A 24,870-nucleotide genomic window follows, 5' to 3' on the forward strand; every position below is an offset into this window, starting at 1 on the left:
TATACACAATTCGTAATGATTCGGGTATAAGCTGTTTTCCCGATGGAGACAGACACTACACGCTTGGGTCTGATCGATACCGGAGCCTCGTCCGCCCCGGTCGCCGAAGCATCGCCCATCGCCACGCTGCACCGGCCCGGCTCGGTCCGCCTGTTGTCGCTGGATGCCCACGGGCGGGTGCTGGACTGGATCACCTGGCAGGATGCGGCCTGCCTTTACGCCCGTGATGCCGTCGCCTGGACCCTCGGCGACCCCTGCGTGCACATCCACGGTGGCATCAGCCGCGATACCGGCCTGCGCAGCGGCATGGACCTGCACCCGATCATCGCCGCGCGCGGCCATGCGCGCTCGCGCGCGCTGGACCCCACCCCGAACCTGTCCAACCCGGCGCTGTTCGCGCGCGATTCGCACCTGTGCCTGTACTGCGGGCAGCAGTTCAATCGCCCGCAATTGACCCGCGACCACGTCATGCCGATTTCCAAGGGCGGCCTGGACGTCTGGGAGAACGTGGTCAGCGCCTGCTTCCACTGCAATTCGCGCAAGAGCAACCGGACCCCGCAGCAGGCCGGCATGCCCCTGCTGGCGGTGCCGTACCGGCCGAGCTGGATCGAGCACATGATCCTCTCCAACCGCAATATTCTGGCCGACCAGATGGCCTTCCTGCGCGCACAGCTGCCCAAGCGCTCCAAACTGGCGGCCTGAACCGCGGCAGACTGACGCAGGCACCCTCACCATTTGGTCACCGACGTGGCGGTTTGCTTGCCCCACCCCGGTTTGGGGGCGAAAATAGGCGCTTGAGAAGAAGCGCGATAAAAATGATCGATTCCGCACGCTATCCCCGCCTCGCGCGCATCCAGTCACCGGATGATCTGCGCAGGTTCGAAGAATCCGAACTGCCCGCCATTGCCGACGAGTTGCGCGCGTACCTGATCGAATCGGTCGGCAAGAGCGGCGGCCACTTCGGCGCAGGCCTGGGCGTGATCGAACTGACTGTCGCGCTTCACTATCTGTACCAGACGCCGGTCGACCAGCTGGTGTGGGACGTGGGGCACCAGACCTACCCGCACAAGATCCTGACCGGCCGCCGCGACCAGATCCACACCGTCAAGCAGAAGGACGGCGTGGCGCCGTTCCCCAAGCGCGAAGAAAGCGAATTCGACACCTTCGGCGTCGGTCATTCCTCGACCTCGATCTCGGCCGCGCTCGGCATGGCCATCGCCCGCCAGCGCGAAGGCGACGACCGCAAGGTAGTGGCGGTGATCGGCGACGGCGCGATGACCGCCGGCATGGCCTATGAGGCGCTGAACCACGCCGGCGGCATGGAGACCGAGCCGAACCTGCTGGTGATCCTCAACGACAACAACATGTCGATCTCCGAGGCCGTCGGCGGACTGACCAAGATGCTCGGCCGCGCCACCGGCAGCCGCACGCTCAATGCGCTGCGCGAGGGTGGCAAGAAGATTCTCGGCGACAAGAAGAACAACCCCACCGCGCGCTTCGTCAAGCGCTGGGAAGAGCACTGGAAAGGCATGTTCGTGCCGTCCACGTTCTTCGAGGAAATGGGCTTCCACTACACCGGGCCGATCGACGGCCACGACATTCCGGCGCTGGTGGCCACGCTGAAGACGCTCCGGAGCCTCAAGGGTCTGAAGCTGCTGCACGTGATGACCACCAAGGGCAAGGGCTACGAACGCGCCGAAGGCGACCAGATCGGCTACCACGCCGTGGGTCCGTTCGATCCGGACAAGGGCCTGATCGCCAAGGGCGGCGCCAAGAAGCCGACCTATACCGACGTCTTCAGCGACTGGCTGTGCGATGCCGCCGCCGCCGAACCGCGCCTGCTCGGCATCACCCCGGCGATGCGCGAAGGGTCCGGCCTGGTGCGTTTCAGCAAGGAGTACCCGGAGCGCTACTTCGACGTGGCCATCGCCGAGCAGCATGCCGTCACCCTCGCCGCCGGCATGGCCACCCAGGGCGCCAAACCCGTCGTGGCGATCTACTCCACGTTCCTGCAGCGCGCGTACGACCAGCTGGTCCATGACGTGGCCGTCCAGCAGCTGGACGTGCTGTTCGCGATCGACCGCGCCGGCGTGGTCGGCCCGGATGGCGCCACGCACGCCGGCAACCTGGACCTGAGCTTCCTGCGCTGCGTGCCCCACATGGTGGTGATGGCGCCGTCGGACGAAGCCGAATGCCGCCAGATGCTGACCACCGGCCTGCGCTACCCCGGCCCGGCCGCTGTGCGCTACCCGCGCGGCAGCGGCACCGGCGTGGCGGCCGGGACCGACCTGTCCACACTGGAGATCGGCAAGGCCGAGGTACGCGTGCCCGGCAGTCGTGTTGCCCTGCTCGCATTCGGCAGCACCCTGCCGGCGGCCGAGGAAGTGGGCCGCGAACTCGGCCTGACGGTCGTCAACATGCGCTTCATCAAGCCGCTCGACCGCGACCTGCTGCTGGAGCTGGCGCAGCGCCATGACGGCTTTGTGACCCTCGAGGACAACGTCGTGGCCGGCGGCGCCGGCTCCGGCGTGGCCGAACTGCTCAATGCCGAGGACGTGCTGCGGCCGTTCCTGCACCTGGGCCTGCCCGACAGCTTCCAGCACCACGCCAGCCGCGAGGATCTGCTGGCCGAAGCCGGTATCGATGCCGCCGGCATCCGTGCCGCCGTGCTCAAGCGCTGGCCGACCCTGGCCACCCTCGGCCAGCCGCTCAGCGCGGCAGGCTGAGTCCCGCCGCGCGTGCCGGGCGTTGCCCGGTACCGCGCGCTCAGCCGTAGCTCACAGCTTCCACGCAGGCACCGCTGGCTTCCACACGCACCGCGCTGCGCTGGCCGGTATCGGCGTGGTGGAGGCGCGCCAACGCGTCGGCGAAATCAAAGGCGATGGCACTGTTGCGGAAACGCAGCCCGTCGGGCTTGTCCGGGTGGACCACGCGCCACAGGCGCTCGTCCAGTTGCAGGCGGATCAACATGCGTTGCTCTCTCCTTGAGGCGGCATATCGGGCCAGAGCGTGACCGCGGCCAGCGTGGCGCGGTCACTCTGGCGCGTCGGGGCCGCATTCGGCCCACGACGCGCACAGTAATCCATCGAAACTGTGATCTGTATCAGATTTTTCTGACGCCCGAGGCACGGGGCCCGGGTGGAATCAGTTGACCAGGAACTGGCCGCGGCAACCGCCGGTCACCCACACGCCATTGCGGTCCCAACCCCACGTCTGCCCCTCGATGCACGCCGTGCCCGAGGTCTGGCGTACCAGCCGCACATCGCGGCGGATAGTGACGTTGCAGCGGCGATCGCGACGGTCCTTGGAGTCGCAGCTGATGATCTCGCCACGGCCGCCGCCGTTGTTCCAGCCGCCGCCGCCATTCCAGTGGCCACCGCCATGCGAGGGACGCCCACGCTCGGCGATGAACTCCGCACGGCAGCCCCGGGTCACCCACACGCCATTGCGTGCCTGGCCCCAGGTCTCGCCTTCGATGCACGGCGAGCCGGAAATCTGCCGCACCAGCCGCGCGCGGCCGTCCAGCGGACACTGCTGGGTGCGGTTCTTGTTCGACTCGCAGCGCACCGGGCCACTGTTGTAGCCGTCGTCATAGCGCTCGTACTGCTGCGCGTGCGCGGTGGCGCCCAGCACCAGCATCGAGGGCAGCAACGCCCACAGCCATCGCTGCTTTCCCTGCCTCATCCCATTGCTCCTCATGCCTGCCTCGAAACCGTGTGTGGTGGTGGCGAACAGGATGTGGCAAAGCGGCCGTAGGCGACATAGGCCGGAAGTCGTCGATTTCATGCCCTATTTAGGTAACCGACGCCTGCCTGACTGACGCACGTGAGGTGCTGTCACGTCTGCCACTGCAGACCATCACCTCCAGCATGCGCTGCGGCGGCGGCGTGTGGAACAGCCGTCGATGGCGCAGACCCGGCGCGGCTGGAGCGCGATCAGCGGATCCGACGCTTCCCGGACCCGCATCGGCCACGTCCCCAGCGTATCCAGCGGACGCCGCGGGCACTGCGGCGGCTGGCGCTGGCACGGGGAACCCTCCGCCCGCGGGCGCGGTTACCCGTAACGCACCGCTTCCACTGCCGCGTCCTGCACTTCCACGCGCACGGCGCTGGCGCCGCCGGTACTGGCGTGATGCTCGCGCGCCATCGCATCGGCGAAATCAAACGCCACTGCACCATTCGGGAAATCGATGGCGTCCGGGCGCGACGGATGAACAACGCGCCATTGGCGCTCCTGGCATTGCACGGTGATCAACATGATGGGCATTCCTATCGTTTCCGTGGCGGGGGCACGCGGCGACCCTCCAGTTCCCTGGAACCGGTGGCACACGCGGGGGCATCGGGAGAGCGTCCAGCTCTCGGGAACCACGATAGATCGCCCCTTCCGTTTGGAACATCGGAATAGTCTGAATTTTCGACTCCGACCGGCCGGCGTGATCCGGCCAGCCGCTCAGTCCGGCGTGCCCAGGAACGCGAACGGTGCCGACGGCCGGAACTGCGGCAGCGCGTCGCCGGCGAACACATTGCGCTGGTCCGGTCCAAGGTCCAGCGTGAGAACCCTGCCGGTCGCCCGCGAGAAGTCGATCCTGTTGAGGTCCACCCAGAAGGTGTTCGGCGTCAGCGCGGATTCGAAGAAGTACAGCCGGCGCTTGTGGTCGGCCACGGTACGCCAGCGCGTGGATGAAATGTTCGGTTCGCCCGGCGTGGCGATGCCGTAGGGCACCGAGACGTTGCGGATCACGCTGAACACGCTGGCCAGCGCGACCACCGGGTCCTCGCTTTTGGGAATGGCGTTGACGTAGAACGACGCGCGCGCGAACCGGTCGGCCGATCGGTTCGTTCCCGGCAGCATCACCGTGCCGCCGATCTGCTGCCAGTAGCTGTTGAGCGCCAGCTGCTGTTCGAACACCGGCGAGTTGGTCATCACCTGGTAGGCCCGGTCATGGTGGATGACCTGGCGGCCGCCGATGTACTCGACGATGGCACTGTCGCCGGTGGCATCGGACATGGACAGGTGCAGCGTGGCCAGGCGTGCTTCGCCGGGCACCGCATCGGTGACGATCGAGAACGGCTCGCGCTCCAGCGCGGCGACCGCCTCGGCCACGGTAGCGAAATTGTCGAGTACATACTGCGCCCACAGCGAGATCGCCAGGCCCGGCTTGCCGCTGCGCTGCTGCGGATACTCCGATTCGACCAGCCACAGCAGGTTCGCCGACAGGCCGGCCTCGTTGAGGCCGTCGGTGGTGGAGATGTCATAGCCGCTGGCAATCACGCTGCCGTAGCGCGAGGTCCAGCGGATCGAATTGCGCCCGGCCTGTCCCTCGCGTGCGATACCCTGCGGAAACACCCACAGGTTGGTGGCGACGTCGGTCTTCCAGTCCATCGAGCGGGCGGTGATCACGTCCTGGTTGTCGCCCAGATACACCAGGCGGGTGCAGGCCTGCGCCGGTGGCGGCACGCACGCGGCGGCAAGCGCAATCAGGGCCCAACGCACGGCGGAAACAGGCATCATGCGGATTCTCCCGGGGCAACGCGCGGGGCTGTGCGGATGCCAGCCTCCCTGCCGTGCCCGGGCCATCACACCCAAGCGGTGGTGATGGACAGGTGAACCCCAGGCGCATCGGCGCCAGGTGAGGACGCCGTCAGGATCGCGGGCCCGCAGGGCGTTACCCTGCGGCCATCGCCCCCCGGACACCGCCCCGATGAGGACTGCCCTGTCGCTTCTGTTGTCCTGCGGCCTGCTGGCCGCCTGCTCGCCCGCGGTGCCGTCAGCGCCGCCCTCGCCCCCTGTTGTCGGCGGCGACCGCGACAGCCACGGCTGCATCGGCTCGGCCGGCTATCGCTGGTGCGCGCGCAGCGGCCAGTGCGAGCGGCCGTGGGAGCTGGCCAAGGCACAAGGCCTGGACAACACGCCTGCGGCGATCGACGCCTACTGCGCCAGCCCGGCAGCGAAAACGCCGCAACCGCTTAGCGGTCACGGCCTACGGCTCAATCGCCCTTGTTCTTGCCGCTGAAGTCCAGCGGCTGGTCACTGCCGCGCTTCTCGCTGGACCACACCTGGATGCTGTCGCGGCACCGGCTTTCGCGCCGGGCCACCTGGTCGGGCAGTTCCTTGACCAGCGGCGAGTCCTCGCACTGCGGCGGGCCGGCAACGTCATCGGTGGTCGCACAGGCTGACAGCGACAGCGACAGCACGGCGGCAACGGCCGCAGTACGTACACACAGGGACAGATTCATGCAGCCTCGCCAGGAAAGGGGGAACCCGACCGATTCTTCGCCCCCACGCCGGGCGCTTCGCCTGCCATAGGTCATGGCAGCGCGCTGTCCAGCGGCAGCCGCATGCGGAACCGCGCGCCGCCGGTGGCCGCCTCCACCACGGCGATGGTGCCGCCGTGGCGATGCACGATCTCGCGTGCCAGGTGCAGGCCCAGACCGCTGCCGCTGCCGCTGGGACGCAGCCGGTGGAACGGTTCGAAGATCGATTCACGCTCGGCCAGCGGCACCCCGGGGCCGTCATCGCTGACACACAGCTCGGCGGCGGGGTCCAGCGCGATCTCGATGGTGCCGCGGCCGCCGCCATGCGCGATGGCGTTCTGCACCAGGCTGGCCACCACGCGGTGCAGCGCATGCGGGTCGCCACGGACCCACACCGGCTGCGACGGCGCGTCCACCGAGAACGCATAGCCGGCGTCGACCACCAGCGGCGCCACGTCGCCGGCCACGTCGCCGGTCAGTGCGGCCAGGTCCACCCGCTGCGACTGGCTGGCATGGTGGTCCAGGCGCTGCAGGTCCAACAGCTGTTCGGTGATGTTGCCCAGCCGGCTCAGGTCCAGCTGCAGGCGTGCGCGCTCGGCACCTGCGGGCAGGTTGGCGATGCGCGTGGCCAGAATCGCAATCGGCATGCGCAGTTCGTGCGCGGCGCCGGCCAGGAAACGGTCCTGCGCGTCGTAGCTTTCGCCGATCCGCCGCACGGCTGCGTTGAAGGCGTCCACCAGCGGGTAGATCTCGGCCGGCACCGCACGCGTGTCCAGCCCGGTGCCGCGCTCGGTGACCTGGATCGCGGCGGCCTGCGCGGCCACGCGGTTCACCCCGCGCAGCGAACGATGGATCACCCAGGGCGCGGCCACCAGCGTGATCACGATCAGCGGGCCGGCGATCCAGCCCCCGAGATAGCGCATCACCACCAGCATCTGCCGCCACAATCCGTGCTGCGGCATGCCGCCCATCATCACGTGCACGCGGTCGTCGCCATGTTCGCCCACCATCACCCGCACGGCGAGTTCATCGCCACGGGTGCGGGTGCGGACGTCGGTGGGTTCTATGTGCTGAAGCTGCTGCACCAGCGACCGGTAGACCGGCGGCACGGTGCCGTGGGTCAAGCGCCGTCCCTGCTCATCGGCGGCCACGAACCAGAAGCCCGCCGGGCGATCACGGCTCACCGCATTCACCGCCACCCAGTCCACGCGCAGCGCGTCGTCGTGGACCTGGATCGCATCGGCCAGGGTCTGGCTCAGGTTCCAGTCGATGTAGGCCGCGCTGCGGTCGCCGTACGCCAGCACCAGCGCGCCCAGTGCGATGACCACCATCGTGATCTGGATCAGGCAGATCTTCCAGGCCAGGCTGAAGGACAGCGAGCCGGGCTTGAGGAACTTCATGACGCCTCCTTCAACAGATAGCCGATGCCGCGCATCACGTGCACCTCCACGCGCGCATCGGCTTCGGCCAGTGCCTTGCGCAGCTTGGACACGTGCGCGTCCAGCGCGTTGGACTGGATCGCATCGTCGAAGCCGTACACCGCTTCGAGCAGCGCCGCGCGCGCCACCGTGCGTCCCTGGCGCAGCGCCAGCGCTTCAAGCACCAGCAACTGCCGTCGCGGCAGCGCGAGCAGTACACCGTCCACGCTGGCCTGGCGCGCCACGAAATCAAACTGCAGCCGCCCCAGCGCCAGTTCAGGCAATGCGATCTGCGAGGGCCGCCGCGAGATCGCACGGATGCGCGCCAGCAGCTCCTCGACCGCGAACGGCTTGGTCAGGTAATCGTCCGCACCGACGTCCAGCCCGGTCACCCGGTCGGCGACCGATCCGCGCGCGGTCAGCATGATCACCGGCAGGTTGGCGATCAGTCCGCGCGCCACCTGCACGAAGCCGGCACCGTCGCCATCGGGCAGTTGCCGGTCCAGCAGCAGGATCTGGTGCACGCCGGCGCGCAGCGCTTCGGCGGCCTGGGCCATGCTGCCCACCACGTCCACGACCATGCCGTGCCGGCCCAGGCTCACCTGGATGGCGCCGGCCATTTCCGGGTCGTCTTCGAGCAGGAGGATGCGCATGCGGGATACGGGGGGCGAGCGGGGGGCTCGATGGTACCGCGCGATCCAGCGCAACGTTCCGACAATGTAGGCCGTCCATCCTGTCCGCTGATCCTCCCCCGCGACAGGTACATGCAGCTCCGTCTTCCCGCTCTCCCGCGTCATCCGGCCGCCACCCTGCTGGCACTGCTGCCCTTGGTGGCCGTTCCCGCCGCCCAGGCCGGGGACACCGCCCCGGCTCCCAAACGCACCAGCGTCGGAGTGGCCGTGGTGGCCCTGAAGTCGCCCTACGCCGGCTACGACACCGATACCATCCCCGCGCCGCTGATCAGCTATGAAGGCAGATCGTTCTACTTCCGCGGCGGCGCGGTGGGCTACCGCCTGGTCAATCAGGGTGGCACGGAGCTGTCGGCCACGCTGTCGCCGTACATGATGCGCTTCAAGCACCGCGACACCGACAACCCGCAGCTGCGTAAGCTCTCCAACCGCAGCCTGTCCGGCATGGCCGGTCTGGCCTGGCGCCACAGCGCCGACTGGGGCGTGGTGCAGGCCAGCGCCGAGGCCGAGGTCACCGGCCACGGCGGTGGCGTCGCTGCCGATGCGCGCTACAGCTACCCGCTGCCGGTGGGCAAGGTGCGGCTGATTCCGGGCGTGGGCGTCAACTACGCCAGCAGCAAACTCAACGATTACTACTTCGGTGTCAGCCAAGCCGAAGCGCTGCGCAGCGGCCTGGCCCGCTACGAGGCCGGCAGCGGCGCGTCGCCGTACATGGATGTCACCGTGGTGATGCCGCTGGGCACGCACTGGACCGGCACCGCCTCGCTGCGCCGCAGCCGGCTGTCCGATGCGGTGCGCGACAGCCCGATGACGCGCGGCGACCACATGGATTCGGCCGCCGTCTCCCTCAGTTACGGCTTCTGACCATGCCCGGGGGACCCGTACGTCGTATCACCGGACGCGCTCTGCAGATCGAGCCGGACCGCCGCGCCGTCATTGAATGGATTCTCTATTCCCCCGCCCGCCACGGAGTCGACCGATGAACCCGAACAGCAAGATCACGCATGCGCCCCACCCGGGCGTACCCGTTCCCGCGACGGAGGCCAGCGCGGCCGCGGTGTTGCGCTTCGACGACGCCGTGCGCCAACGCATGGCCATCGACCCGATGGCCTACGGCCGCTTCTCGCGCGCCTACATCGCCACGCTGCTGGACGCGTCGCGCTCGGCGGCCACCGGCGCGCACACCCGCTGCGTTGACCCGGACTGGATCAGCGCCCGCCGTCGCTGGCTGCACGAGCGCCTGCAGCAGCATCCCGAAGAAGGCCGCGCCCCGCGCCTGATCGCGGCCCGCTACGCCGCCGACGGCGTATGGCTGCAAAGCGCCTGCACGGGACGGCCCGCCGCCGGCGACACCGACCGCGTCCTGCACGCCCTGATGGCAATGACGCGACCGGCACACTGAGCGAGGCGGCCGCATCGCCGCCGCGCCCTGCACATCCGCGCGCGGCCGGAGTGTGCATACTCCCGGCCGTGTCCGCCGCCGGCGGACGGTCCGTGGTTCCGCTGCCTGTCCGGGAGTTGTCGATGCGCCTGCCTGTTGCTGCATGCCTGCTGTTGTTCGCCGCCACCGCCCATGCCCAAGGCAGCGACGACACGCAACCGCCGTCCTTCGATCGTCCGGGTATCGGCTTCTCCACCGACACCGTGCCGCGTGGCGCGCTCGCGCTGGAACTGGGCCTGCCCAGCCTGGCACGCGACCGCGACGCCGACGGCGTGCTGAGCACGCAGTACAGCAGCGACATCACCCTGCGCATGGGCCTGGCCGAACGGCTGGAGCTGCAGGCCTTCGCCACGCCGTGGAACCGGCTGCAGCTGCGTCCGCGCGGCGGCCCCACCCACACCGAACGCGGCGCAGGCGATGCCGGCCTGGCGCTCAAACTCGCCCTGCCCACCGGATCGGACCGGCACAGTGTGGCCCTGCTCGCCAGCAGCACCTTCGCCACCGGCGACCGCGACTTCTCCGAGGGCGGCACGCAGTACGCGCTGGGGGCGAGCTACGAATACACCTTCAACGACCGGTGGAGCGGCGCGCTGTACGCCAACGCAGTGCGCGGCGCGGGCGCGGACGAATTCACCTGGTCGCCCAGCCTCAGCGTGGCGCTCACCGACACGGTCAGCAGCTATGTCGAACTGGGCTTCACCGACAGCGACGGCGATCCCTCCACCGCCATCGCCGGTGCCGGCGTGACCTGGATGCTGCGCCCGCGCGTGCAGCTGGATGCCTCGTTCGATGTCGGCCTGGACAACGCCAGCCCCGATCTGCAGGCCGGGCTGGGTGTGTCGTTCTACTTCGACTAGGCAGGTTGGAACAGCGTGCAACGAAAAAGGGCCCGCACATCGCTGTGCAAGCCCTTGTTCTGATCGCCAACAATGGTCGGGACGGCCGGATTTGAACCGACGACCCTCTGCCCCCCAGGCAGATGCGCTACCAGGCTGCGCTACGCCCCGATGATGCTGGCAATGTCCCCGCCTTGCAGCGGGCCGACGAGTATAAACGATCCGATCGAAAAAGGGTTCAGCGGCGCAGCAATTGCAGCACTTCTTCCAGTTCCATCCGCGTCTGCCTGATGATCTGGTTGCTCAGTGCCGATTCGTCGCGCGCGCCGGCGCCTTCCAGGCGCAGCCGCGCGCCGCCGATCGTGTAGCCCTGTTCGTAGAGCAGGCCGCGGATCTGGCGCACCATCAGCACGTCGTGGCGCTGGTAGTAGCGACGGTTGCCGCGCCGCTTGGCCGGCTCGAGACTGGGAAACTCGGTTTCCCAGTAGCGCAGCACGTGCGGTTTGACATCGCACAGCTCGCTGACCTCACCGATGGTGAAGTAGCGCTTGGCCGGTATCGGCGGAAGTTCGCGGTTACTGCCCGGATCCAGCATATGCCTCCACCCTTTCCTTGAGCTTCTGGCCCGGACGGAAGGTGACCACCGTGCGGGCGGAAATAGGAATTTCCTCGCCGGTCTTGGGATTGCGACCCGGGCGCTGGTTCTTGCGCCGCAGGTCGAAATTGCCGAAGCCGGAGAGCTTCACCTGACGTCCCTGTTCCAATGCCTCTCGCAACACATCGAAGAACGCGTCGACAAATTCCTTGGCTTCACGCTTGTTCAGACCGACTTCGTCGAACAGCTTTTCGGCCATCTCAGCCTTGGTCAATGCCATTGCCTGCTACCCCCATGCTTCCCGCTCAACCACGGATCCGGGCGTGGTGTTCACGCTCCATGACAGTGACCGCCTCGGCCACTACCGAATCCACGTCGCGGTCCGTCAGAGTGCGCGACTTGTCCTGCAAAATCAAGCCCATAGCGAGACTCTTGAAGCCTGGCTCGACCCCCTGCCCGACGTACCGGTCGAACAGGATGACTTCCCGCAGCAGCGGCCCGACGGCCCGGCGCAGGGTTGCCTCCAGGTCCGTCCAGGCGGCCGCTTCGGGCACCAGGAAGGCCAGGTCGCGGCGCACCGAGGGGTAACGCGACAGCTCGTTGGCACGCGGCAGGGCGCGGGCGGCCAACGGCGCCAGGTCCAGCTCGAAGGCGTACACGTCCACGTCGATGTCCAGCGCCTTGGCCAGGCGCGGGTGGACCTGGCCGATCCAGCCCAGGTTGACGCCGTCGCGCAGCACCTCGGCTGACCGTGCCGGGTGGCCGTAGGGGCGCTGCGACGGCTGGAAGGTCAGTACCGCGCCACTGGCGGCGGCCAGCGACTCCAGGTCGCCCTTGAGGTCGTGGAAGTCCACCTTGCGCGAAGCGATGCCCCACTGCTGGGTATCGGCGTCGCCACAGATGGCCGCAGCCACGCGCTGGGTTTCCAGCGGTGCCGGCTGGCCCTCGCCGGCCTGGCGGTGGAAGACGCGGCCCAGCTCGAACAGGCGCACGCGGCCCAGCTGGCGGGCGGCATTGCGCCCCAGCGTGGCGACCAGGCCCGGCAGCAGCGACGGGCGCATCACGGCCAGTTCGGCCGACAGCGGGTTGGCCAGCGGCACCAGCGCCTCGGCGAGCTGCCACTGCGCGAGCAGGTTGGCGTCGACAAAGGCGTAATTGATGGTTTCCTGCAGGTCGCGGGCCACCAGCTGCCGGCGGGTGCTGAGGTCGTCCAGTCGGGTCTCACTGGGCATCGCCACGCGCGAGGCACCGCCCGGCAGCGTGGTCGGGATGCGCTCGTAGCCGTGAATACGGGCCAGTTCCTCGATCAGGTCTTCTTCAATGGCGATGTCGAAGCGACGGTTCGGCGCGGTGACCTGCCAGCCCTCGGCCGCGGCGGTCACGTCCATGCCCAGCGCGCGCAGGATCCGCTCCACGTCGGCATCGGCGATCTGGATGCCCAGCACACGGGCGATGCGCGCGCGGCGCAGGGTGATGGCAGCGGTTGCCGGCAGGTCGCCGGCATTGACGGCTTCGGTCACCGGTGCCGGCGTGCCGCCGGCCAGGTCCAGGATCAGACGGGTAGCGTACTCGACCGCCGTACGCGGCAACGCCGGGTCCACGCCCCGCTCAAAGCGGTGTCCGGCATCGGTATGCAGGCCCAGCTTGCGGCCGCGGCCCATGATGGCGGCCGGCGCGAAGTGCGCCGCCTCCAGGAACACGGCAGTGGTATCGTCGGTGACACGGGTATCGAAGCCGCCCATCAGGCCGGCCAGCGCGACCGGACGGTCCGCGTCGGTCACCACCAGGAAGCTGTCGTCCAGCGCGGCGTCGCGGCCGTCGAGCAGTTTCACGGATTCGCCGGCGCGCGAACGGCGCACGCCGATGCTGCCCTGCAGGGTGTCCAGGTCGTAGGCGTGCATCGGCTGGCCCAGTTCCAGCATCACGTACTGGGTGATGTCCACCAGCAGCGACACCGGCCGCACGCCGCTGCGGCGCAGGCGCTCGGCCATCCACAGCGGGGTTGCCGCGCGCGGGTTGACGCCTTCGATGACGCGGCCAACGAAACGCGGCGCCTCGGCGCCGGCCTGCAGCGCAATGGTCAGCTCACGGCTGCCCACGGCCGCGACCGGTGCGGCATCGAACGGCACCACTTCGCTGGCGCACGCGGCGGCCACGTCGAAGGCGATGCCGCGGATGCTGAAGCAGTCGGCGCGGTTGGGGGTCAGCTTGATCTCGATGCTGGCGTCGGGCAGGCCGAGGTACTCCACCAGCGACTGGCCGACCGGCGCATCGTCGGGCAGCTCGAACAGACCCGAGGCATCGCTGTCCAGGCCCAGTTCCCTGGCCGAGCACAGCATGCCGTTGGAGGCCACGCCACGCAGCTGCGCCGGCTTGATCTTCAGCTCGCCGATCTGCGCGCCAACCATCGCCAGCGGTGCAACCAGCCCGGCGCGCGCGTTCGGGGCACCGCAGACGATCTGCAGGTGCTCGCCCTGCCCTGCGTCGACCTGGCAGATCTGCAGGCGGTCGGCTTCCGGATGGCGTTCGGCGGACACGATCCGCGCCACTACCACATGCTGCAGGCCCTCGCCCAATGCATCGACCTCTTCCACTTCGAGGCCGATGGCGGTCAGCACCGCGCCGAGTTCATCGCGCGAAACGGTGGTCGGGACGTGGCTGCGCAGCCAGTTTTCAGAGAATTTCATGGTGTCACCCTGGTGGGCCGGCGCATGCGCCTGGCCGTAATTCAACAATCGTGGTGCCGGGCGCTGCCCGGCATGCCGTCATCAGGCGAATTGCTTCAGGAACCGCACATCGTTCTCGAAGAACGCGCGCAGGTCGTTGACCCCGTAGCGCAGCATCGCGAAACGCTCCACTCCCAGGCCGAACGCGAAGCCGGTGTAGCGCTCCGGATCGATGCCCACGTTGCGCAGCACGTTCGGGTGGACCATGCCGCAACCGAGCACTTCCAGCCAGCGGGTGCTGCCGTCGGGCTGCTGCCAGGCGATGTCCACTTCGGCGCCGGGTTCGACGAACGGGAAGTAGCTGGGGCGGAAGCGCATCTCGAAGTCGCGCTCGAAGAAGGCGCGCACGAACTCGGACAGCGTGCCCTTCAGGTCGGCGAAGGTGGAATGCTCGTCGACCAGCAGGCCTTCGACCTGGTGGAACATCGGCGAGTGGGTCTGGTCGCTGTCGCTGCGATAGACCTTGCCGGCGGCGATCATGCGCAGCGGCGGCGCGTGGTCGCCCATGTAGCGCACCTGCACACCGGAGGTATGCGTGCGCAGCAGGCGGCCATCGCCGAAATAGAAGGTGTCGTGCATCGCACGCGCCGGGTGGTGCGGCGGGAAGTTCAGGGCTTCGAAGTTGTGCCAGTCGTCTTCGATTTCCGGACCTTCGGACAGTTCATACCCGAGGCGGCCGAAGATCTCGGTGATGCGCTCCAGGGTACGGGTGACCGGATGCAGGCCACCACGTTCGTCGCGGCGCCCCGGCAGGGTGATGTCGATCGCTTCGGCGGCCAGGCGCGCGTCCAGCGCAGCGTCTTCCAGCACGGCCTTGCGTTCGCCCAGCGCGGTGTTCAGCGCGTCGCGGGCACGGTTGATCGCCTCACCGGCGGCCTTGCGCTCGTCGGCGGGCAGTGCGCCGAGCTGCTTGAGCTGGGCGGTGATGCTGCCGCTCTTGCCGAGCAGTGCCACGCGCAGGGCTTCCAGCGCGTCCGGGCTCTGGGCAGCAGCCACGTCGGCCAGCGCCTGGGTGGTCAGGGATTGGATGTCACTCATGGATAGCCGGAGCCTCGCGTCGGTATGCCATCGCGATGCGCGTCGGGCCGACCCCCGTCGCCACCGCTGTCGAGCGATGGCACCGGGAGGGCCATCGCCAACACAAAAAAGAATGGGGAAGGACTTGCGCCCTTCCCCATGCATTTGCCTTACCCACAGCCGTTGCGCGTGAACGGCAACGGCAGGGGAATGGACTTATGCCGCCAGTGCGCCCTTGGCCTTTTCGGCCAGTGCAGCAAAACCGGCTGCGTCGTGCACGGCGATGTCAGCCAGAACCTTGCGGTCCAGGGTGATGCCGGACTTGAGCAGGCCATTCATGAAACGGCTGTAGCTCAGGCCGTTGATGCGGGCAGCCGCGTTGATGCGGGTGATCCACAGCGAACGGAAATTGCGCTTCTTCTGCTTACGACCGATGTAGGCGTACTGCTGTGCCTTGATCACGGCCTGCTTGGCAACGCGGAAGACCTTGCGGCGAGCGTTGTAATAACCCTTCGCCAGGGTCAGGATTTTCTTGTGACGGCGACGCGCCTGTACGCCACGCTTTACTCGTGCCATGGGTCAGTCCTCAGAGGTAGGGAAGCATACGGTTCAAACGGCCTGCGTCTTCTGCACGAACATGGTTCGTCTGACGCAGATTGCGCTTCCGCTTGGTCGACTTCTTCGTGAGGATGTGGCTACGGTTGGCGTGGCCAGCCTTGAACTTGCCGGAGGCGGTCTTGCGGAAACGCTTGGCCGCCGCCCGGTTGGTCTTGATCTTGGGCATTGCAATGTCCTTGATGGTGTTTTGTCACTGACCAGGGCGGTGGCATTGCCACACTTTCCGTCCGTGCCCTTGCCTGCTTGTAAGCCCGGGATCCCCACTGGGAACCAGGCCGGTCCTGTTGCCGTTGAAAAGCGTGAAACCGTTCAAAACAGCACCCCCGCAATACGGGGCCGCCCATTATGCCCGCGCAGACAGGCACTTGCAACCGATTGATTGAACGGGCGTTTGGCGCGGGTGCGCGAACCTGAAGGGTGTGGACATCGCGGAGGGGGCGACATCCCGCCCTGTCTGCACAGAGCGGCTGAAGGCGCCGTTGGCGCCCCCTGCCTTTCACGCGAACCGACTCTGCCGGCAGCGGCGGCGGGTTCAGCCGGGCATGGCCCGGCGTCCACCCACGCGGTCGGGCGCAGGCCCGACAGCCGGTTACTTCTTCTTCGGCGCGATCATCATCACCATCTGCCGGCCTTCCAGGCGCGGACGGGACTCAATCACGATGTCCTCACCCAGATCGGCTTCGATCCGGTTGGCCATTTCGCGACCCAGTTCCTGATGGCTCATTTCACGACCACGGAAGCGGATGTTGACCTTGATCTTGTCGCCCTCTTCCAGGAACCCGCGCATCTTGCGCAGCTTGATCTGGTAGTCGCCTTCATCGGTGACCGGACGGAACTTCACTTCCTTGATCTCGACCTGCTTGGTCTTCTTCTTGGCCTCGTTGGCCTTCTTCTGCGCTTCGAACTTGAACTTGCCGAAGTCCATGATCTTGCACACCGGCGGATCAGCCTGCGGCTGAATCTCGACCAGGTCCAGACCTTCGTCTTCGGCCATCGACAGCGCTTCGTCACGCGTCAACACGCCAATCATTTCTCCGTCGCTGCCGATCACGCGTACGCGCGGCACCCGGATTTCCTGATTCTTGCGGTTCTGTTTGTTGTCAGGGGTACTGATATTGCAATCTCCCAGAGGAATCAAACCGGCCCTGAGCGGATCATCCGCAGGGCCGGGACTTTCTTACACGGACTGTTCTGCCTGCAACCGCTCGATGAAGGCCTGGACGGACATGCTGCCCAGATCTTCGCCAGAGCGCGTACGCACGGCCACGGCGCCATTTTCCTTCTCACGGTCGCCAACCACCAGCAGGTACGGGACCCGCTGCAGCGTATGCTCGCGAATCTTATAACCGATCTTCTCGTTGCGCAAATCGGCGTTTACCCGGAAGCCTTGATCTGCAAGGGTTTTCCGGACCTCGGACACGTATTCAGCCTGCGCATCGGTGATATTGGCCACCACCACCTGGATCGGGGCCAGCCAGGACGGGAAGGCACCGGCGTGGTGTTCGATCAGGATGCCGATGAAGCGCTCCATCGAGCCCACGATGGCCCGGTGCAGCATGACCGGGTGCTTCTTCTGGCTGTTTTCGTCCACGTACTCGGCGCCAAGGCGGCCGGGCATCATGAAATCGACCTGCATCGTGCCCAGCTGCCAGGTGCGGCCGATGGCGTCCTTGAGGTGGTACTCGATCTTCGGGCCATAGAAGGCGCCCTCACCCGGCAGTTCCTGCCATTCCACGCCGCAGCTGCCCAGCGCCGAGCGCAGCGCGCCCTCGGCCTTGTCCCAGGTGGCGTCATCACCGAGGCGCTTTTCCGGGCGCAGCGCGATCTTGATCTGGATGTCCTCGAAACCGAAGGTCGTGTACACCGCCAGCGCCTGCTGGTGGAACGCGGTCACTTCGGCTTCGATCTGCGACTCGGTGCAGAACACGTGGCCGTCGTCCTGGGTGAAACCACGCACGCGCAGGATGCCGTGCAGCGCGCCGGACGGCTCGTTGCGATGGCACGACCCGAACTCGCCGTAGCGGATCGGCAGGTCGCGGTAGCTGTGCAGGCCCTGGTTGAACACCTGGATGTGACCCGGGCAGTTCATCGGCTTGACCGCGTACGTGCGCTTCTCCGACTCGGTGAAGAACATGTTTTCCTGGTAGTTGTCCCAGTGGCCGGACTTCTGCCACAGCGAGACATCCAGGATCTGCGGGCAGCGCACTTCGCCATAGCCGCTGTCGCGGTACACCTTGCGCATGTGCTGCTCGACCACCTGCCACAGCGCCCAGCCCTTGGGGTGCCAGAACACCAGGCCCGGCGCCTCTTCCTGCAGGTGGAACAGTTCCTGCTGCCTGCCGATGCGGCGGTGATCGCGCATCTCGGCTTCCTCGATGCGCTTGATGTACGCCTCGAGCTGCTTCTTGTCGGCCCACGCGGTGCCGTAGATGCGCTGCAGCTGCTCGTTCTTGGCATCGCCGCGCCAGTACGCACCGGAAATGCGGGTCAGCTTGAAGGCCTTGAGGAAGCGCGTGTTCGGCACGTGCGGACCACGGCACATGTCCACGTATTCCTGGTGGTAGTACATGCCCATCGCCTGGATGTCATCGGACATGTCCTCGATCAGGCGCAGCTTGTAGTCCTCGCCACGCGCCTTGAAGATCTCGATGACCTCCGCACGCGGGGTCACCTTCTTGATCACGTCGTAGTCCTGCGCGATCAGCTCGCCCATGCGCTTTTCGATCGCGGCCATGTCCTCCGGCGTGAACGGGCGCTCGGCGTAGATGTCGTAGTAGAAGCCTTCGGCGATGACCGGGCCGATCACCATCTTGACGTCGGGGTAGAGCTGCTTGACCGCATGACCGACCAGGTGGGCACAGGAGTGGCGGATGATCTCCACCCCCTCCTCGTCCTTGGCGGTGATGATGCGCAGGCTGGCATCGTGGTCGATGACGTCGCTGGCATCGACCAGCACGCCATCCACCGAACCGGCGATGGTGGCCTTGGCCAGGCCGGCGCCGATCGACTGGGCGACGTCCATGACACTGACGGGGTTTTCGAACTCACGGCGGCTGCCGTCGGGGAGCGTGATGGCGATCATGAATAGGCTTTGGCTGGTGGGCCCGCCGCGCGGGCCGAAGGTACGGAATCAGGGGAATCGGCAATAAAAAAGCGCCACGAAGGCGCCTGCGTCAGGGGCCGTCGGGACGTTCAGCGGTGGGCGGTGGTAGTGCTCATGTCACACGCTAGACCGGCGCCGGGCGCGGGCCACCTTGTTGCCATCGATAGAGATGGCTTGATCTTAAACCAATCCGGGTCGCGATGCCGCTCCGCCTGCCCGGGCAGCGCCTGAACGTGGCGCTGTGGCGCCCGGAAACCGCAATGATTACCATGCGCGGATCGCCGTGCCACGTCCGGCGACGCCTCCCCCCAAGGATCCGCCATGACACTCGCCGTCCGCCGGGCCCGGCCTGCCCGGCCCCGTCTTCCGCGCCAGGGCTGGCCCGCCCCGCCGTCGTACCCGTGACAGGTACCGACTTCGCTGCGGCGCTGTACTGCGTGCTCGGTGGCATCGCCTCGGCGTTCTCCGCGCTGGCCTTCTACGCCGCCTCGCCACATTGCCGCTGGCCGCGCCTGCGACGCGCCGGCCGACTCGGCCGCCACATCGGCCTGGTGGCGTTTGCGACCGGGCTGTGGCTGTGGATGGGGCAGCTCGGGCTGGCCGCCGGCCTGTGCGTGACCTTGGCCGGCTGGATGCTTGCCGCGATGGCCCTGCCCTACCTGGCCGCGTGGACGCGCCCGTACGCCGCGGAGCGCGGCTGATGTGGCCGCGCGCCTTCGCCGCGCTGCTGGCCGGTTTCCTGGTCGCCGCGGCGGCCACCGGCCTGGTGGCCTGGCTGCCGCCCGGCCCCTGGGAACGGGCCGTGGTGCCGAGCCTGATCGCTTTCGTCCCGTTGTGGATGCTGGCGGCGGTGTGGGCCTTCAGCTTCCGCACCGGCCTGCGTGCATGGACCGGAATGGGGGTGGCTGCCGCTCTCGGTTTCGCGCTGTTGTGGCTGCTGCGCAGCACCCAGTGGGTGCAATGACGGAGTCCCGATGAAGTTCAGCTCGTTTACGCTCCGTACGTTCACCACGCTCCACACCTGGGTCGGCCTGGTGGCTGGCTTCGCGCTGTTCGTGGCCTTCTATGCCGGTGCCATCACCGTGTTCCACCACGACCTGCCGCTGTGGCAGGCGCCGCATGCGATGGAGCAACCGGCACAGACCCTGGACGATGCCCAGCACCTGCTCGACGGCGTCCTCGCGCGGCACCCGGAGGCGCGCCGGCACATCGGCATGACCTTCCCCGGCGCGGAAACCCCGCAGACCGTGGCGTACTGGCAGGACGCCAAGGGCACCTGGCTGTTCGCCTGGGCCGACCACGTGGACGGCAGCCCCACGCCGCCCCAGGCCGGGCTGGCCGAGCTGGTCAATGAGCTGCACTACACCCTGGGCCTGCCGGTGGCCGGAATCTACCTGATGGGCGTGGTCAGCCTGCTGTATGGCGTAGCGCTGCTGTCGGGGCTGGTCATCCACCTGCCTCGACTGGCCGGCGACCTGTTCGCGCTGCGCCCGGGCCGCAACCTCAAACAGATGTGGCAGGACGCGCACAACGTCATCGGTGTGCTCAGCCTGCCCTTCCACCTGCTGTTCGCGGTGACCGGCGCGCTGCTGTGCCTGATGTTCCTGCAGATGGCCGCGCTCAACCCGCTGGTCTACCAGGGCAAGCTGATGGCGGCGCTGCCGACGGCGATGGACACTGCCCCGATCCGTGCCGCCGCCGGCGAGCCGGTGCGACCGGGCAGCCTGGCCATGCTGCATGCGCGTGCGATCGCGGTGGCCACCGACCAGGGCCTGCCGCACTTCGAACCGGCATACCTGAAGCTGGCCAACGCCGGCGACGCCAACGCGGTCATCGAGATCACCGGCGAAGGCGGCGCCTCGCTCGGCCCGCTCGGCGCGGTGGCGATGGATGCCAACACCGGCCAAGTGCTGCACACGCAGTTGCCTGGCCGTCGCGATGCCAACCACGCCACGCTGGCCGCCGCGTACGCGCTGCACTTCGGCGAGTTCGGCAACGGCGCGGTGCCGTGGCTCTATTTCGCGCTCGGCCTGGGCGGCGCCTTCCTGTTCTATTCGGGCAACCTGCTGTGGATCGAATCGCGCCGCAAGCGTCGGCAGATCGAGCAGGGCCGCGCCCAGGTGAACATGGCACGGGCCACGGTCGGGATCTGCATCGGGCTGTGCGTGGCCATTTCGGCCGCGTTCGTCAGCGTCCAGCTGCTGGAACACCTGGCCCCGTCGTACGCGGACACCGGGATGCGCTGGACCTGCTTCCTGGTCTGGGGCGGCTGCGCCCTGTGGGCGGCCCTGCGGGCGCCGTCACGCGCCGCACAGGAGCTGCTCTGGGCGGCGGCGATGGTGACCGCACTGGTGCCGGTGGCCCACGGCGCCATGACCGGGCAATGGCTGTGGACCAGCGCGCTGCGCGGCTACTGGCCGTTGTTCTGGGTGGACGGTGTCGCCCTGGCAATGGCAGTGGGCTTTGCCGCGATGGCTCGCGCCACGCGACGCCGCGCCCACCACGGCGACCCCAACAGCGTGTGGGCCGATAACCGCAGGGCCACCGCGCGCGTCCCCTAGCCCATCACCGTTTGCTGCCGCGACCGTGTTTACCGTGCAGCGGTTCCTGCCCACCTGCGCAACGCCCATGACCGACCTGCACATCGACCGCCTCGACCATCTCGTACTGACCGTGGCCGACATTGATGCCACCTGCAGGTTCTACCAGCGCGTGCTGGGCATGCAGGTGGAAACCTTCGGCAGCGGGCGCACCGCACTGCGTTTTGGACTGCAGAAGATCAACCTGCACGCGCACGGGCGCGAGTTCGAACCGAAGGCCGTGCGCCCCACACCGGGGTCGGCAGACCTGTGCCTGATCACCTACGCCACGATCGATGAGATCCTCGCCCATCTGCACGCGCAGGACGTGCGCATCGAGGATGGCCCGGTGCAGCGCACCGGGGCCACCGGGCCGATCCTGTCGGTGTACTTCCGCGATCCGGACGGCAACCTGATCGAGGTATCGCGCTACCTGGCGTGAGGCAGGAACGGCGCGGCCATCGCCTGCAGCAGGCTGCCCTGCGGGTCGTCGCCGGTCAGCTCCCAGGTGAACACGCCGCGCAGCTGGCGATCCCTGGCGAACTCGGCGCGCAGGCCGATCGAGGTCGGATCTTCATAACTGATGAACACGCGCTCGGCGGCGTTGTACAGCCACGGCGACTGCGCTACCGGGTGCCAATGCCGCTGCCACCCGGGCTGATCGAGGAACGCGGTCTTGATGTGGCGCCAGTCGCCCGCGTCGAACGGGGCGCTGTACGGCTGGTACAGGCCGTCGCCGCTCTGCGTGGTGACCTGGAAGCCGCGCCCGTAGAACGGCACGCCGAGCACCAGCTTGTCGGCCGGTACGCCGTGCTGCTGGTAGTAGGCCACCGCCCCCTCGACGCTGTTCCAGCGCCGCAGCGCCGGGTCCAGCGGATCGGCCGGCACCTCGCGCAGCGGCGCGTTGAACGTGGAGACTCTGGAGAAGCCGGTGCCCATGTCATAGCTCATCAGCGTGATGAAATCGAGCGCCTGCCCGAGCGCCTTGAGCTCGTAGCTCAGGGCGGGATCGTACGGACCGTCGGTCTGCACGCGGCCGGCCGGCAGCGCAGCGGTCAGCAGCCGGTGCGGACCGTGGCCGCCGTCGAGCGCGTCGAGCTGGCGGCGGAATTCCTGCACCAGCAGGGTCATGTTGCGCCGGTCTTCGGGGCGGTCGGTGATCTCCACCGGGCCACCGGACACGGGAAACTCCCAGTCGATATCGACGCCATCGAAGCTGCCGCGGTGCTGCTGGAAAAACAACGCCACGCAGGAGCGCACGAACTGCTGCCGGCGTTCGGCGGTGAGCGCCGCGTCGGAGAAGCCGCCGGCATTCCAGCCGCCGATGGAGATCAGGGTGTGCAGTGTCGGATGTGCTCGCTTGAGCGTGGCCAGCGCCTTGAAGTGCCCATCGGCCTGCGCATCGACCACGCAGCGACCGTCCTCGATGCGGGCGAATGCATAGAACAGATGGGTCAGCGTATCGGCCGGAATGGACGCCACCGGATAGCGCTCCGCAGAATCGCCGGGATAGTAGGCTCCGATCACCTTCGGCAATGGGTCGGCGGCAGAGGCGGCGATCGGCAGGCAGCCGGCGATGAGCACAGCAAGTACAGCCACGGTCTGGCGGAACATGGGATCTCCCGGGTCGAAGGCCGGGCCACGTTAGCAGACACCACGCGCGGAACAGCCCCCTTGAACGCGATGTCCGGCAATCCCGTCCGGCGGACAGACCGCACGCCCGCGCCCAGGTCAGCGCAAGGTCGGGACCGGACATGTCGACAGCGCACAATGCCATGCGATGGCATGCGCGACCGACGGGCGCAGCGGCTACAGTGCGCATGAATACCAACGACATGCCGACGCATGACCGACATCGCCGACACCACCGACACCTCACTTTCCACACCGGACAACGACACCCTCGCGGCGCTCGAAGCGGAGGCCTACGCCGCGTTCGACGCTGGCCACCTGCAGCGGGCCAGCGACCTGTTCGGTGACCTCAGCGGGCATGCCCCGCACGTGCCGTACCTGCATTACATGCGCGGCCTGGCGCACAAGTATCTGCGCGACTGGCCCGCCTCGCTGCAGCACAACCTGCGCGCGCAGACCCTGCAGGACGCGTTCGACCAGGCCTCGGCCTGGAATGCAGGGATTGCCGCCACGGCATTGGGCGACTGGGCCGAAGCGCGCCGCCAGTGGGCGAAGTGCGGCATCAACGTACCGGACGGCGACGGTCCGATCGACACCGATTTCGGCATGATCTGCGTCCGGCTTGATCCGTGGGGCAGTGGTGAGACAGTGTTCGCGCGGCGCATCGACGTGGTGCGCGCGCGGGTGCTGAGCGTGCCATTCGGCAGCAGCGGGCATCGCCTGTTCGATATCGTCCTGCACGATGGTGCCAAGACCGGCGAGCGCGCGTTGAACGGCGGCACGGTGCCCGTGTTCAACGCGCTGCAGACCCTGCAGGCATCGGACCACGCCACCTTCGTGGCGTTCATCCGGTGTCCGTCAGCGGACGACATGGCGGCACTGGAGGACGCCCGGCTGCCCGGTATCGGCTATGTCGAGGACTGGAGTGCGTCGGTCCGGTCGCTGTGCCTGCGCTGCAGCTACGGCGTGCCGCACGCGCGGGACGCCCCGGCACCTCATGATGAGCGAGCCGCTGGCAACGACGATTGGCAGGTGGAGCGCAGCCTGGGTATCGGTGCACAGGGCAAGGCCGCGGTCGAGCGCCTGCTCGCCGACTGGGTCGCTGCGGGGCCCGGGCGCGTGATCGATGCGATCGAACGCCGCGAAGGCACCCCCAGCGCGCCTGCCGAAGGGCAGGTGTGGTGGTGCGATCCCACCGAGGTGGAACACGCCGGGGAAGACGACCTGGTCTAGGCGCGTCGACAGCACAGCGGACATAACGAAAAAGCGGGCCGAAGCCCGCTTTTTCGTTGTGCGAAGGTGTGAGGACCTGCGGTCCTCACGTTCCGCGAACGCGTGCGCCGATTACTCGGCCGCCACGCCCTCGCCTTCTTCGACGGCCTTCATCGACAGGCGGATACGGCCCTGCTTGTCGACTTCCAGCACCTTGACCTTGACCACATCGCCTTCCTTCAGCTTGTCGCCGACCTTCTCGACGCGCTCGCTGGAAATCTGCGACACGTGGACCAGGCCGTCCTTGCCCGGCAGGATGGTGACGAACGCACCGAAGTCCATGATCTTGGCGACCTTGCCTTCGTAGATGCGGCCCGGCTCGACGTCCGAGGTGATCTGCTCGATGCGCGACTTGGCAGCCTGCGCCGCGATCGCGTTCACCGAGGCGATGACGATGGTGCCGTCGTCCTGGATGTCGATCTGGGTGCCGGTTTCCTTGGTGATGGCCTGGATGGTGGAACCCCCCTTGCCGATCACTTCGCGGATCTTGTCCGGGTGGATCTTGATGGTCAGCAGACGCGGCGCATAGTCCGACAGCTCCTGACGCGGTGCGGTCAGGCCGTGGGCCATTTCACCGAGGATGTGCAGACGGCCAGCCTTTGCCTGCTGCAGTGCCTGCTTCATGATCTCTTCGGTGATGCCTTCGATCTTGATGTCCATCTGCAGGGCGGAGATGCCCTCAGCGGTACC

Annotated in this window: 28 protein-coding genes and 1 tRNA gene; 11 read left to right on the forward strand and 18 right to left on the reverse strand. The window is 67.6% G+C overall.

Features of this window, described 5'->3' with window-relative positions:
* Positions 1 to 42 precede the first annotated feature (42 nt).
* Positions 43 to 702 carry an HNH endonuclease gene (locus tag ACPEH1_RS17005; RefSeq protein ID WP_136003233.1) on the forward strand — a complete coding sequence of 220 codons (660 nt, stop codon included), beginning with the start codon at positions 43 to 45 and terminating at the stop codon, positions 700 to 702.
* Positions 703 to 815: 113 nt separating this feature from the next.
* Positions 816 to 2,726 carry a 1-deoxy-D-xylulose-5-phosphate synthase gene (gene dxs / locus ACPEH1_RS17010; RefSeq protein WP_136003232.1) on the forward strand — a complete coding sequence of 637 codons (1,911 nt, stop codon included), beginning with the start codon at positions 816 to 818 and terminating at the stop codon, positions 2,724 to 2,726.
* A gap of 40 nt (positions 2,727 to 2,766) precedes the next feature.
* On the opposite strand, the gene ACPEH1_RS17015 is transcribed toward dxs, so the two are convergent.
* From ACPEH1_RS17015 to ACPEH1_RS17030, 4 genes are all read right to left on the reverse strand, one after another.
* Positions 2,767 to 2,970, reverse strand: a complete 204-nt coding sequence (locus ACPEH1_RS17015) for a hypothetical protein (RefSeq protein ID WP_017355250.1) — start codon at positions 2,968 to 2,970, stop codon at positions 2,767 to 2,769.
* A 174-nt stretch (positions 2,971 to 3,144) separates the two neighbouring features.
* A complete protein-coding gene (locus tag ACPEH1_RS17020) occupies positions 3,145 to 3,684 on the reverse strand; it encodes a DUF3011 domain-containing protein (RefSeq protein WP_229296531.1) in 540 nt (179 codons plus the stop codon).
* Positions 3,685 to 4,053: 369 nt separating this feature from the next.
* On the reverse strand, positions 4,054 to 4,257 hold the full coding sequence (locus ACPEH1_RS17025) for a hypothetical protein (RefSeq protein ID WP_017355252.1): 204 nt from the start codon (positions 4,255 to 4,257) through the stop codon (positions 4,054 to 4,056).
* Between the two features lie 192 nt (positions 4,258 to 4,449).
* The gene (locus ACPEH1_RS17030; RefSeq protein WP_153165233.1) at positions 4,450 to 5,508 is read right to left on the reverse strand and encodes a linear amide C-N hydrolase; all 1,059 of its coding nucleotides are present in this window, start codon (positions 5,506 to 5,508) and stop codon (positions 4,450 to 4,452) included.
* Between the two features lie 193 nt (positions 5,509 to 5,701).
* Here ACPEH1_RS17030 and ACPEH1_RS17035 point away from each other — a divergent pair, with 193 nt between their 5' ends.
* Positions 5,702 to 6,013 carry a peptidase gene (locus ACPEH1_RS17035; protein ID WP_423716102.1) on the forward strand — a complete coding sequence of 104 codons (312 nt, stop codon included), beginning with the start codon at positions 5,702 to 5,704 and terminating at the stop codon, positions 6,011 to 6,013.
* Here the strand turns inward: ACPEH1_RS17035 and ACPEH1_RS17040 are convergent.
* The 3 genes from ACPEH1_RS17040 to ACPEH1_RS17050 all read right to left on the reverse strand — a co-directional run bounded on the left by ACPEH1_RS17040 (position 5,988) and on the right by ACPEH1_RS17050 (position 8,325).
* Complete coding sequence (locus tag ACPEH1_RS17040; protein ID WP_017355255.1) at positions 5,988 to 6,236, reverse strand: hypothetical protein; 249 nt, start codon at positions 6,234 to 6,236, stop codon at positions 5,988 to 5,990. The two genes, ACPEH1_RS17035 and ACPEH1_RS17040, sit on opposite strands and share 26 nt — an antisense overlap.
* A gap of 71 nt (positions 6,237 to 6,307) precedes the next feature.
* A complete protein-coding gene (locus ACPEH1_RS17045) occupies positions 6,308 to 7,654 on the reverse strand; it encodes a sensor histidine kinase (protein WP_017355256.1) in 1,347 nt (448 codons plus the stop codon).
* On the reverse strand, positions 7,651 to 8,325 hold the full coding sequence (locus tag ACPEH1_RS17050) for a response regulator transcription factor (protein ID WP_017355257.1): 675 nt from the start codon (positions 8,323 to 8,325) through the stop codon (positions 7,651 to 7,653). The genes ACPEH1_RS17045 and ACPEH1_RS17050 overlap by 4 nt, the downstream gene beginning before the upstream one ends.
* Before the next feature lie 111 nt (positions 8,326 to 8,436).
* Here ACPEH1_RS17050 and ACPEH1_RS17055 point away from each other — a divergent pair, with 111 nt between their 5' ends.
* The 3 genes from ACPEH1_RS17055 (at position 8,437) to ACPEH1_RS17065 (ending at position 10,659) form a co-directional block, all read left to right on the forward strand.
* Positions 8,437 to 9,225, forward strand: coding sequence for a MipA/OmpV family protein (locus tag ACPEH1_RS17055; RefSeq protein WP_287249508.1), 789 nt, complete (start codon positions 8,437 to 8,439; stop codon positions 9,223 to 9,225).
* Positions 9,226 to 9,340: 115 nt separating this feature from the next.
* A complete protein-coding gene (locus ACPEH1_RS17060; RefSeq protein WP_166473276.1) occupies positions 9,341 to 9,763 on the forward strand; it encodes a hypothetical protein in 423 nt (140 codons plus the stop codon).
* 122 nt (positions 9,764 to 9,885) lie between these two features.
* Positions 9,886 to 10,659, forward strand: coding sequence for a transporter (locus ACPEH1_RS17065; RefSeq protein ID WP_423716103.1), 774 nt, complete (start codon positions 9,886 to 9,888; stop codon positions 10,657 to 10,659).
* A 73-nt stretch (positions 10,660 to 10,732) separates the two neighbouring features.
* Here the strand turns inward: ACPEH1_RS17065 and ACPEH1_RS17070 are convergent.
* From ACPEH1_RS17070 to thrS, 9 genes are all read right to left on the reverse strand, one after another.
* A tRNA-Pro gene (locus tag ACPEH1_RS17070) sits at positions 10,733 to 10,809 on the reverse strand.
* A 67-nt stretch (positions 10,810 to 10,876) separates the two neighbouring features.
* Complete coding sequence (locus tag ACPEH1_RS17075; RefSeq protein ID WP_017355261.1) at positions 10,877 to 11,233, reverse strand: MerR family transcriptional regulator; 357 nt, start codon at positions 11,231 to 11,233, stop codon at positions 10,877 to 10,879.
* A complete protein-coding gene (locus ACPEH1_RS17080; RefSeq protein ID WP_005410432.1) occupies positions 11,214 to 11,513 on the reverse strand; it encodes an integration host factor subunit alpha in 300 nt (99 codons plus the stop codon). The genes ACPEH1_RS17075 and ACPEH1_RS17080 overlap by 20 nt, the downstream gene beginning before the upstream one ends.
* A 25-nt stretch (positions 11,514 to 11,538) precedes the next feature.
* Positions 11,539 to 13,920, reverse strand: a complete 2,382-nt coding sequence (gene pheT / locus ACPEH1_RS17085; RefSeq protein WP_423716104.1) for a phenylalanine--tRNA ligase subunit beta — start codon at positions 13,918 to 13,920, stop codon at positions 11,539 to 11,541.
* A gap of 81 nt (positions 13,921 to 14,001) precedes the next feature.
* The gene (locus tag ACPEH1_RS17090; protein ID WP_423716105.1) at positions 14,002 to 14,997 is read right to left on the reverse strand and encodes a phenylalanine--tRNA ligase subunit alpha; all 996 of its coding nucleotides are present in this window, start codon (positions 14,995 to 14,997) and stop codon (positions 14,002 to 14,004) included.
* Between the two features lie 195 nt (positions 14,998 to 15,192).
* On the reverse strand, positions 15,193 to 15,552 hold the full coding sequence (gene rplT / locus ACPEH1_RS17095; protein WP_017355264.1) for a 50S ribosomal protein L20: 360 nt from the start codon (positions 15,550 to 15,552) through the stop codon (positions 15,193 to 15,195).
* Positions 15,553 to 15,562: 10 nt separating this feature from the next.
* Entirely contained in the window at positions 15,563 to 15,760 is a 198-nt protein-coding gene (gene rpmI / locus ACPEH1_RS17100) for a 50S ribosomal protein L35 (RefSeq protein WP_017355265.1), read from the reverse strand.
* A gap of 423 nt (positions 15,761 to 16,183) precedes the next feature.
* Positions 16,184 to 16,723, reverse strand: coding sequence for a translation initiation factor IF-3 (gene infC, locus ACPEH1_RS17105; protein WP_026070650.1), 540 nt, complete (start codon positions 16,721 to 16,723; stop codon positions 16,184 to 16,186).
* A gap of 48 nt (positions 16,724 to 16,771) precedes the next feature.
* Positions 16,772 to 18,676: a threonine--tRNA ligase gene (gene thrS, locus ACPEH1_RS17110; RefSeq protein WP_017355267.1), complete on the reverse strand. Its 1,905-nt coding sequence runs from the start codon at positions 18,674 to 18,676 to the stop codon at positions 16,772 to 16,774.
* A gap of 422 nt (positions 18,677 to 19,098) precedes the next feature.
* Here thrS and ACPEH1_RS17115 point away from each other — a divergent pair, with 422 nt between their 5' ends.
* The 4 genes from ACPEH1_RS17115 to ACPEH1_RS17130 all read left to right on the forward strand — a co-directional run bounded on the left by ACPEH1_RS17115 (position 19,099) and on the right by ACPEH1_RS17130 (position 21,718).
* Positions 19,099 to 19,398 carry a hypothetical protein gene (locus ACPEH1_RS17115; RefSeq protein WP_136003225.1) on the forward strand — a complete coding sequence of 100 codons (300 nt, stop codon included), beginning with the start codon at positions 19,099 to 19,101 and terminating at the stop codon, positions 19,396 to 19,398.
* Entirely contained in the window at positions 19,398 to 19,661 is a 264-nt protein-coding gene (locus ACPEH1_RS17120) for a hypothetical protein (protein ID WP_136003224.1), read from the forward strand. Before ACPEH1_RS17115 ends, ACPEH1_RS17120 begins: the two co-directional genes overlap by 1 nt.
* A 10-nt stretch (positions 19,662 to 19,671) precedes the next feature.
* Positions 19,672 to 21,258: a PepSY-associated TM helix domain-containing protein gene (locus ACPEH1_RS17125; protein ID WP_153165176.1), complete on the forward strand. Its 1,587-nt coding sequence runs from the start codon at positions 19,672 to 19,674 to the stop codon at positions 21,256 to 21,258.
* 76 nt (positions 21,259 to 21,334) lie between these two features.
* Positions 21,335 to 21,718 (forward strand): VOC family protein, encoded by a 384-nt coding sequence (locus ACPEH1_RS17130; RefSeq protein ID WP_423716109.1) that lies wholly within the window; start codon positions 21,335 to 21,337, stop codon positions 21,716 to 21,718.
* Here the strand turns inward: ACPEH1_RS17130 and ACPEH1_RS17135 are convergent.
* The gene (locus tag ACPEH1_RS17135) at positions 21,706 to 22,890 is read right to left on the reverse strand and encodes a glycoside hydrolase family 18 protein (RefSeq protein WP_423716106.1); all 1,185 of its coding nucleotides are present in this window, start codon (positions 22,888 to 22,890) and stop codon (positions 21,706 to 21,708) included. The genes ACPEH1_RS17130 and ACPEH1_RS17135 overlap by 13 nt on opposite strands.
* 231 nt (positions 22,891 to 23,121) lie before the next feature.
* Between ACPEH1_RS17135 and ACPEH1_RS17140 the strand changes: the two genes are divergently transcribed.
* Positions 23,122 to 24,141 (forward strand): hypothetical protein, encoded by a 1,020-nt coding sequence (locus ACPEH1_RS17140; protein WP_423716107.1) that lies wholly within the window; start codon positions 23,122 to 23,124, stop codon positions 24,139 to 24,141.
* 111 nt (positions 24,142 to 24,252) lie between these two features.
* Here ACPEH1_RS17140 and ACPEH1_RS17145 read toward each other — a convergent pair.
* A partial coding sequence (locus ACPEH1_RS17145; protein WP_423716108.1) for a S1 RNA-binding domain-containing protein occupies positions 24,253 to 24,870 on the reverse strand: 618 nt, incomplete at its 5' end.

The sequence above is a fragment of the Stenotrophomonas sp. NPDC077421 genome, from assembly GCF_049545505.1.
Taxonomy (GTDB): domain Bacteria; phylum Pseudomonadota; class Gammaproteobacteria; order Xanthomonadales; family Xanthomonadaceae; genus Stenotrophomonas; species Stenotrophomonas nematodicola.

Bases quoted from the DNA above. Each gene is read 5' to 3' on its own strand.
- ACPEH1_RS17005 (WP_136003233.1), top strand. From the start codon at position 43: ATGGAGACAGACACTACACGCTTGGGTCTGATCGATACCGGAGCCTCG.
- dxs (WP_136003232.1), top strand. From the start codon at position 816: ATGATCGATTCCGCACGCTATCCCCGCCTCGCGCGCATCCAGTCACCG.
- ACPEH1_RS17015 (WP_017355250.1), bottom strand. From the start codon at position 2,970: ATGTTGATCCGCCTGCAACTGGACGAGCGCCTGTGGCGCGTGGTCCAC.
- ACPEH1_RS17020 (WP_229296531.1), bottom strand. From the start codon at position 3,684: ATGAGGCAGGGAAAGCAGCGATGGCTGTGGGCGTTGCTGCCCTCGATG.
- ACPEH1_RS17025 (WP_017355252.1), bottom strand. From the start codon at position 4,257: ATGTTGATCACCGTGCAATGCCAGGAGCGCCAATGGCGCGTTGTTCAT.
- ACPEH1_RS17030 (WP_153165233.1), bottom strand. From the start codon at position 5,508: ATGCCTGTTTCCGCCGTGCGTTGGGCCCTGATTGCGCTTGCCGCCGCG.
- ACPEH1_RS17035 (WP_423716102.1), top strand. From the start codon at position 5,702: ATGAGGACTGCCCTGTCGCTTCTGTTGTCCTGCGGCCTGCTGGCCGCC.
- ACPEH1_RS17040 (WP_017355255.1), bottom strand. From the start codon at position 6,236: ATGAATCTGTCCCTGTGTGTACGTACTGCGGCCGTTGCCGCCGTGCTG.
- ACPEH1_RS17045 (WP_017355256.1), bottom strand. From the start codon at position 7,654: ATGAAGTTCCTCAAGCCCGGCTCGCTGTCCTTCAGCCTGGCCTGGAAG.
- ACPEH1_RS17050 (WP_017355257.1), bottom strand. From the start codon at position 8,325: ATGCGCATCCTCCTGCTCGAAGACGACCCGGAAATGGCCGGCGCCATC.
- ACPEH1_RS17055 (WP_287249508.1), top strand. From the start codon at position 8,437: ATGCAGCTCCGTCTTCCCGCTCTCCCGCGTCATCCGGCCGCCACCCTG.
- ACPEH1_RS17060 (WP_166473276.1), top strand. From the start codon at position 9,341: ATGAACCCGAACAGCAAGATCACGCATGCGCCCCACCCGGGCGTACCC.
- ACPEH1_RS17065 (WP_423716103.1), top strand. From the start codon at position 9,886: ATGCGCCTGCCTGTTGCTGCATGCCTGCTGTTGTTCGCCGCCACCGCC.
- ACPEH1_RS17075 (WP_017355261.1), bottom strand. From the start codon at position 11,233: ATGCTGGATCCGGGCAGTAACCGCGAACTTCCGCCGATACCGGCCAAG.
- ACPEH1_RS17080 (WP_005410432.1), bottom strand. From the start codon at position 11,513: ATGGCATTGACCAAGGCTGAGATGGCCGAAAAGCTGTTCGACGAAGTC.
- pheT (WP_423716104.1), bottom strand. From the start codon at position 13,920: ATGAAATTCTCTGAAAACTGGCTGCGCAGCCACGTCCCGACCACCGTT.
- ACPEH1_RS17090 (WP_423716105.1), bottom strand. From the start codon at position 14,997: ATGAGTGACATCCAATCCCTGACCACCCAGGCGCTGGCCGACGTGGCT.
- rplT (WP_017355264.1), bottom strand. From the start codon at position 15,552: ATGGCACGAGTAAAGCGTGGCGTACAGGCGCGTCGCCGTCACAAGAAA.
- rpmI (WP_017355265.1), bottom strand. From the start codon at position 15,760: ATGCCCAAGATCAAGACCAACCGGGCGGCGGCCAAGCGTTTCCGCAAG.
- thrS (WP_017355267.1), bottom strand. From the start codon at position 18,676: ATGATCGCCATCACGCTCCCCGACGGCAGCCGCCGTGAGTTCGAAAAC.
- ACPEH1_RS17120 (WP_136003224.1), top strand. From the start codon at position 19,398: ATGTGGCCGCGCGCCTTCGCCGCGCTGCTGGCCGGTTTCCTGGTCGCC.
- ACPEH1_RS17125 (WP_153165176.1), top strand. From the start codon at position 19,672: ATGAAGTTCAGCTCGTTTACGCTCCGTACGTTCACCACGCTCCACACC.
- ACPEH1_RS17135 (WP_423716106.1), bottom strand. From the start codon at position 22,890: ATGTTCCGCCAGACCGTGGCTGTACTTGCTGTGCTCATCGCCGGCTGC.
- ACPEH1_RS17140 (WP_423716107.1), top strand. From the start codon at position 23,122: ATGACCGACATCGCCGACACCACCGACACCTCACTTTCCACACCGGAC.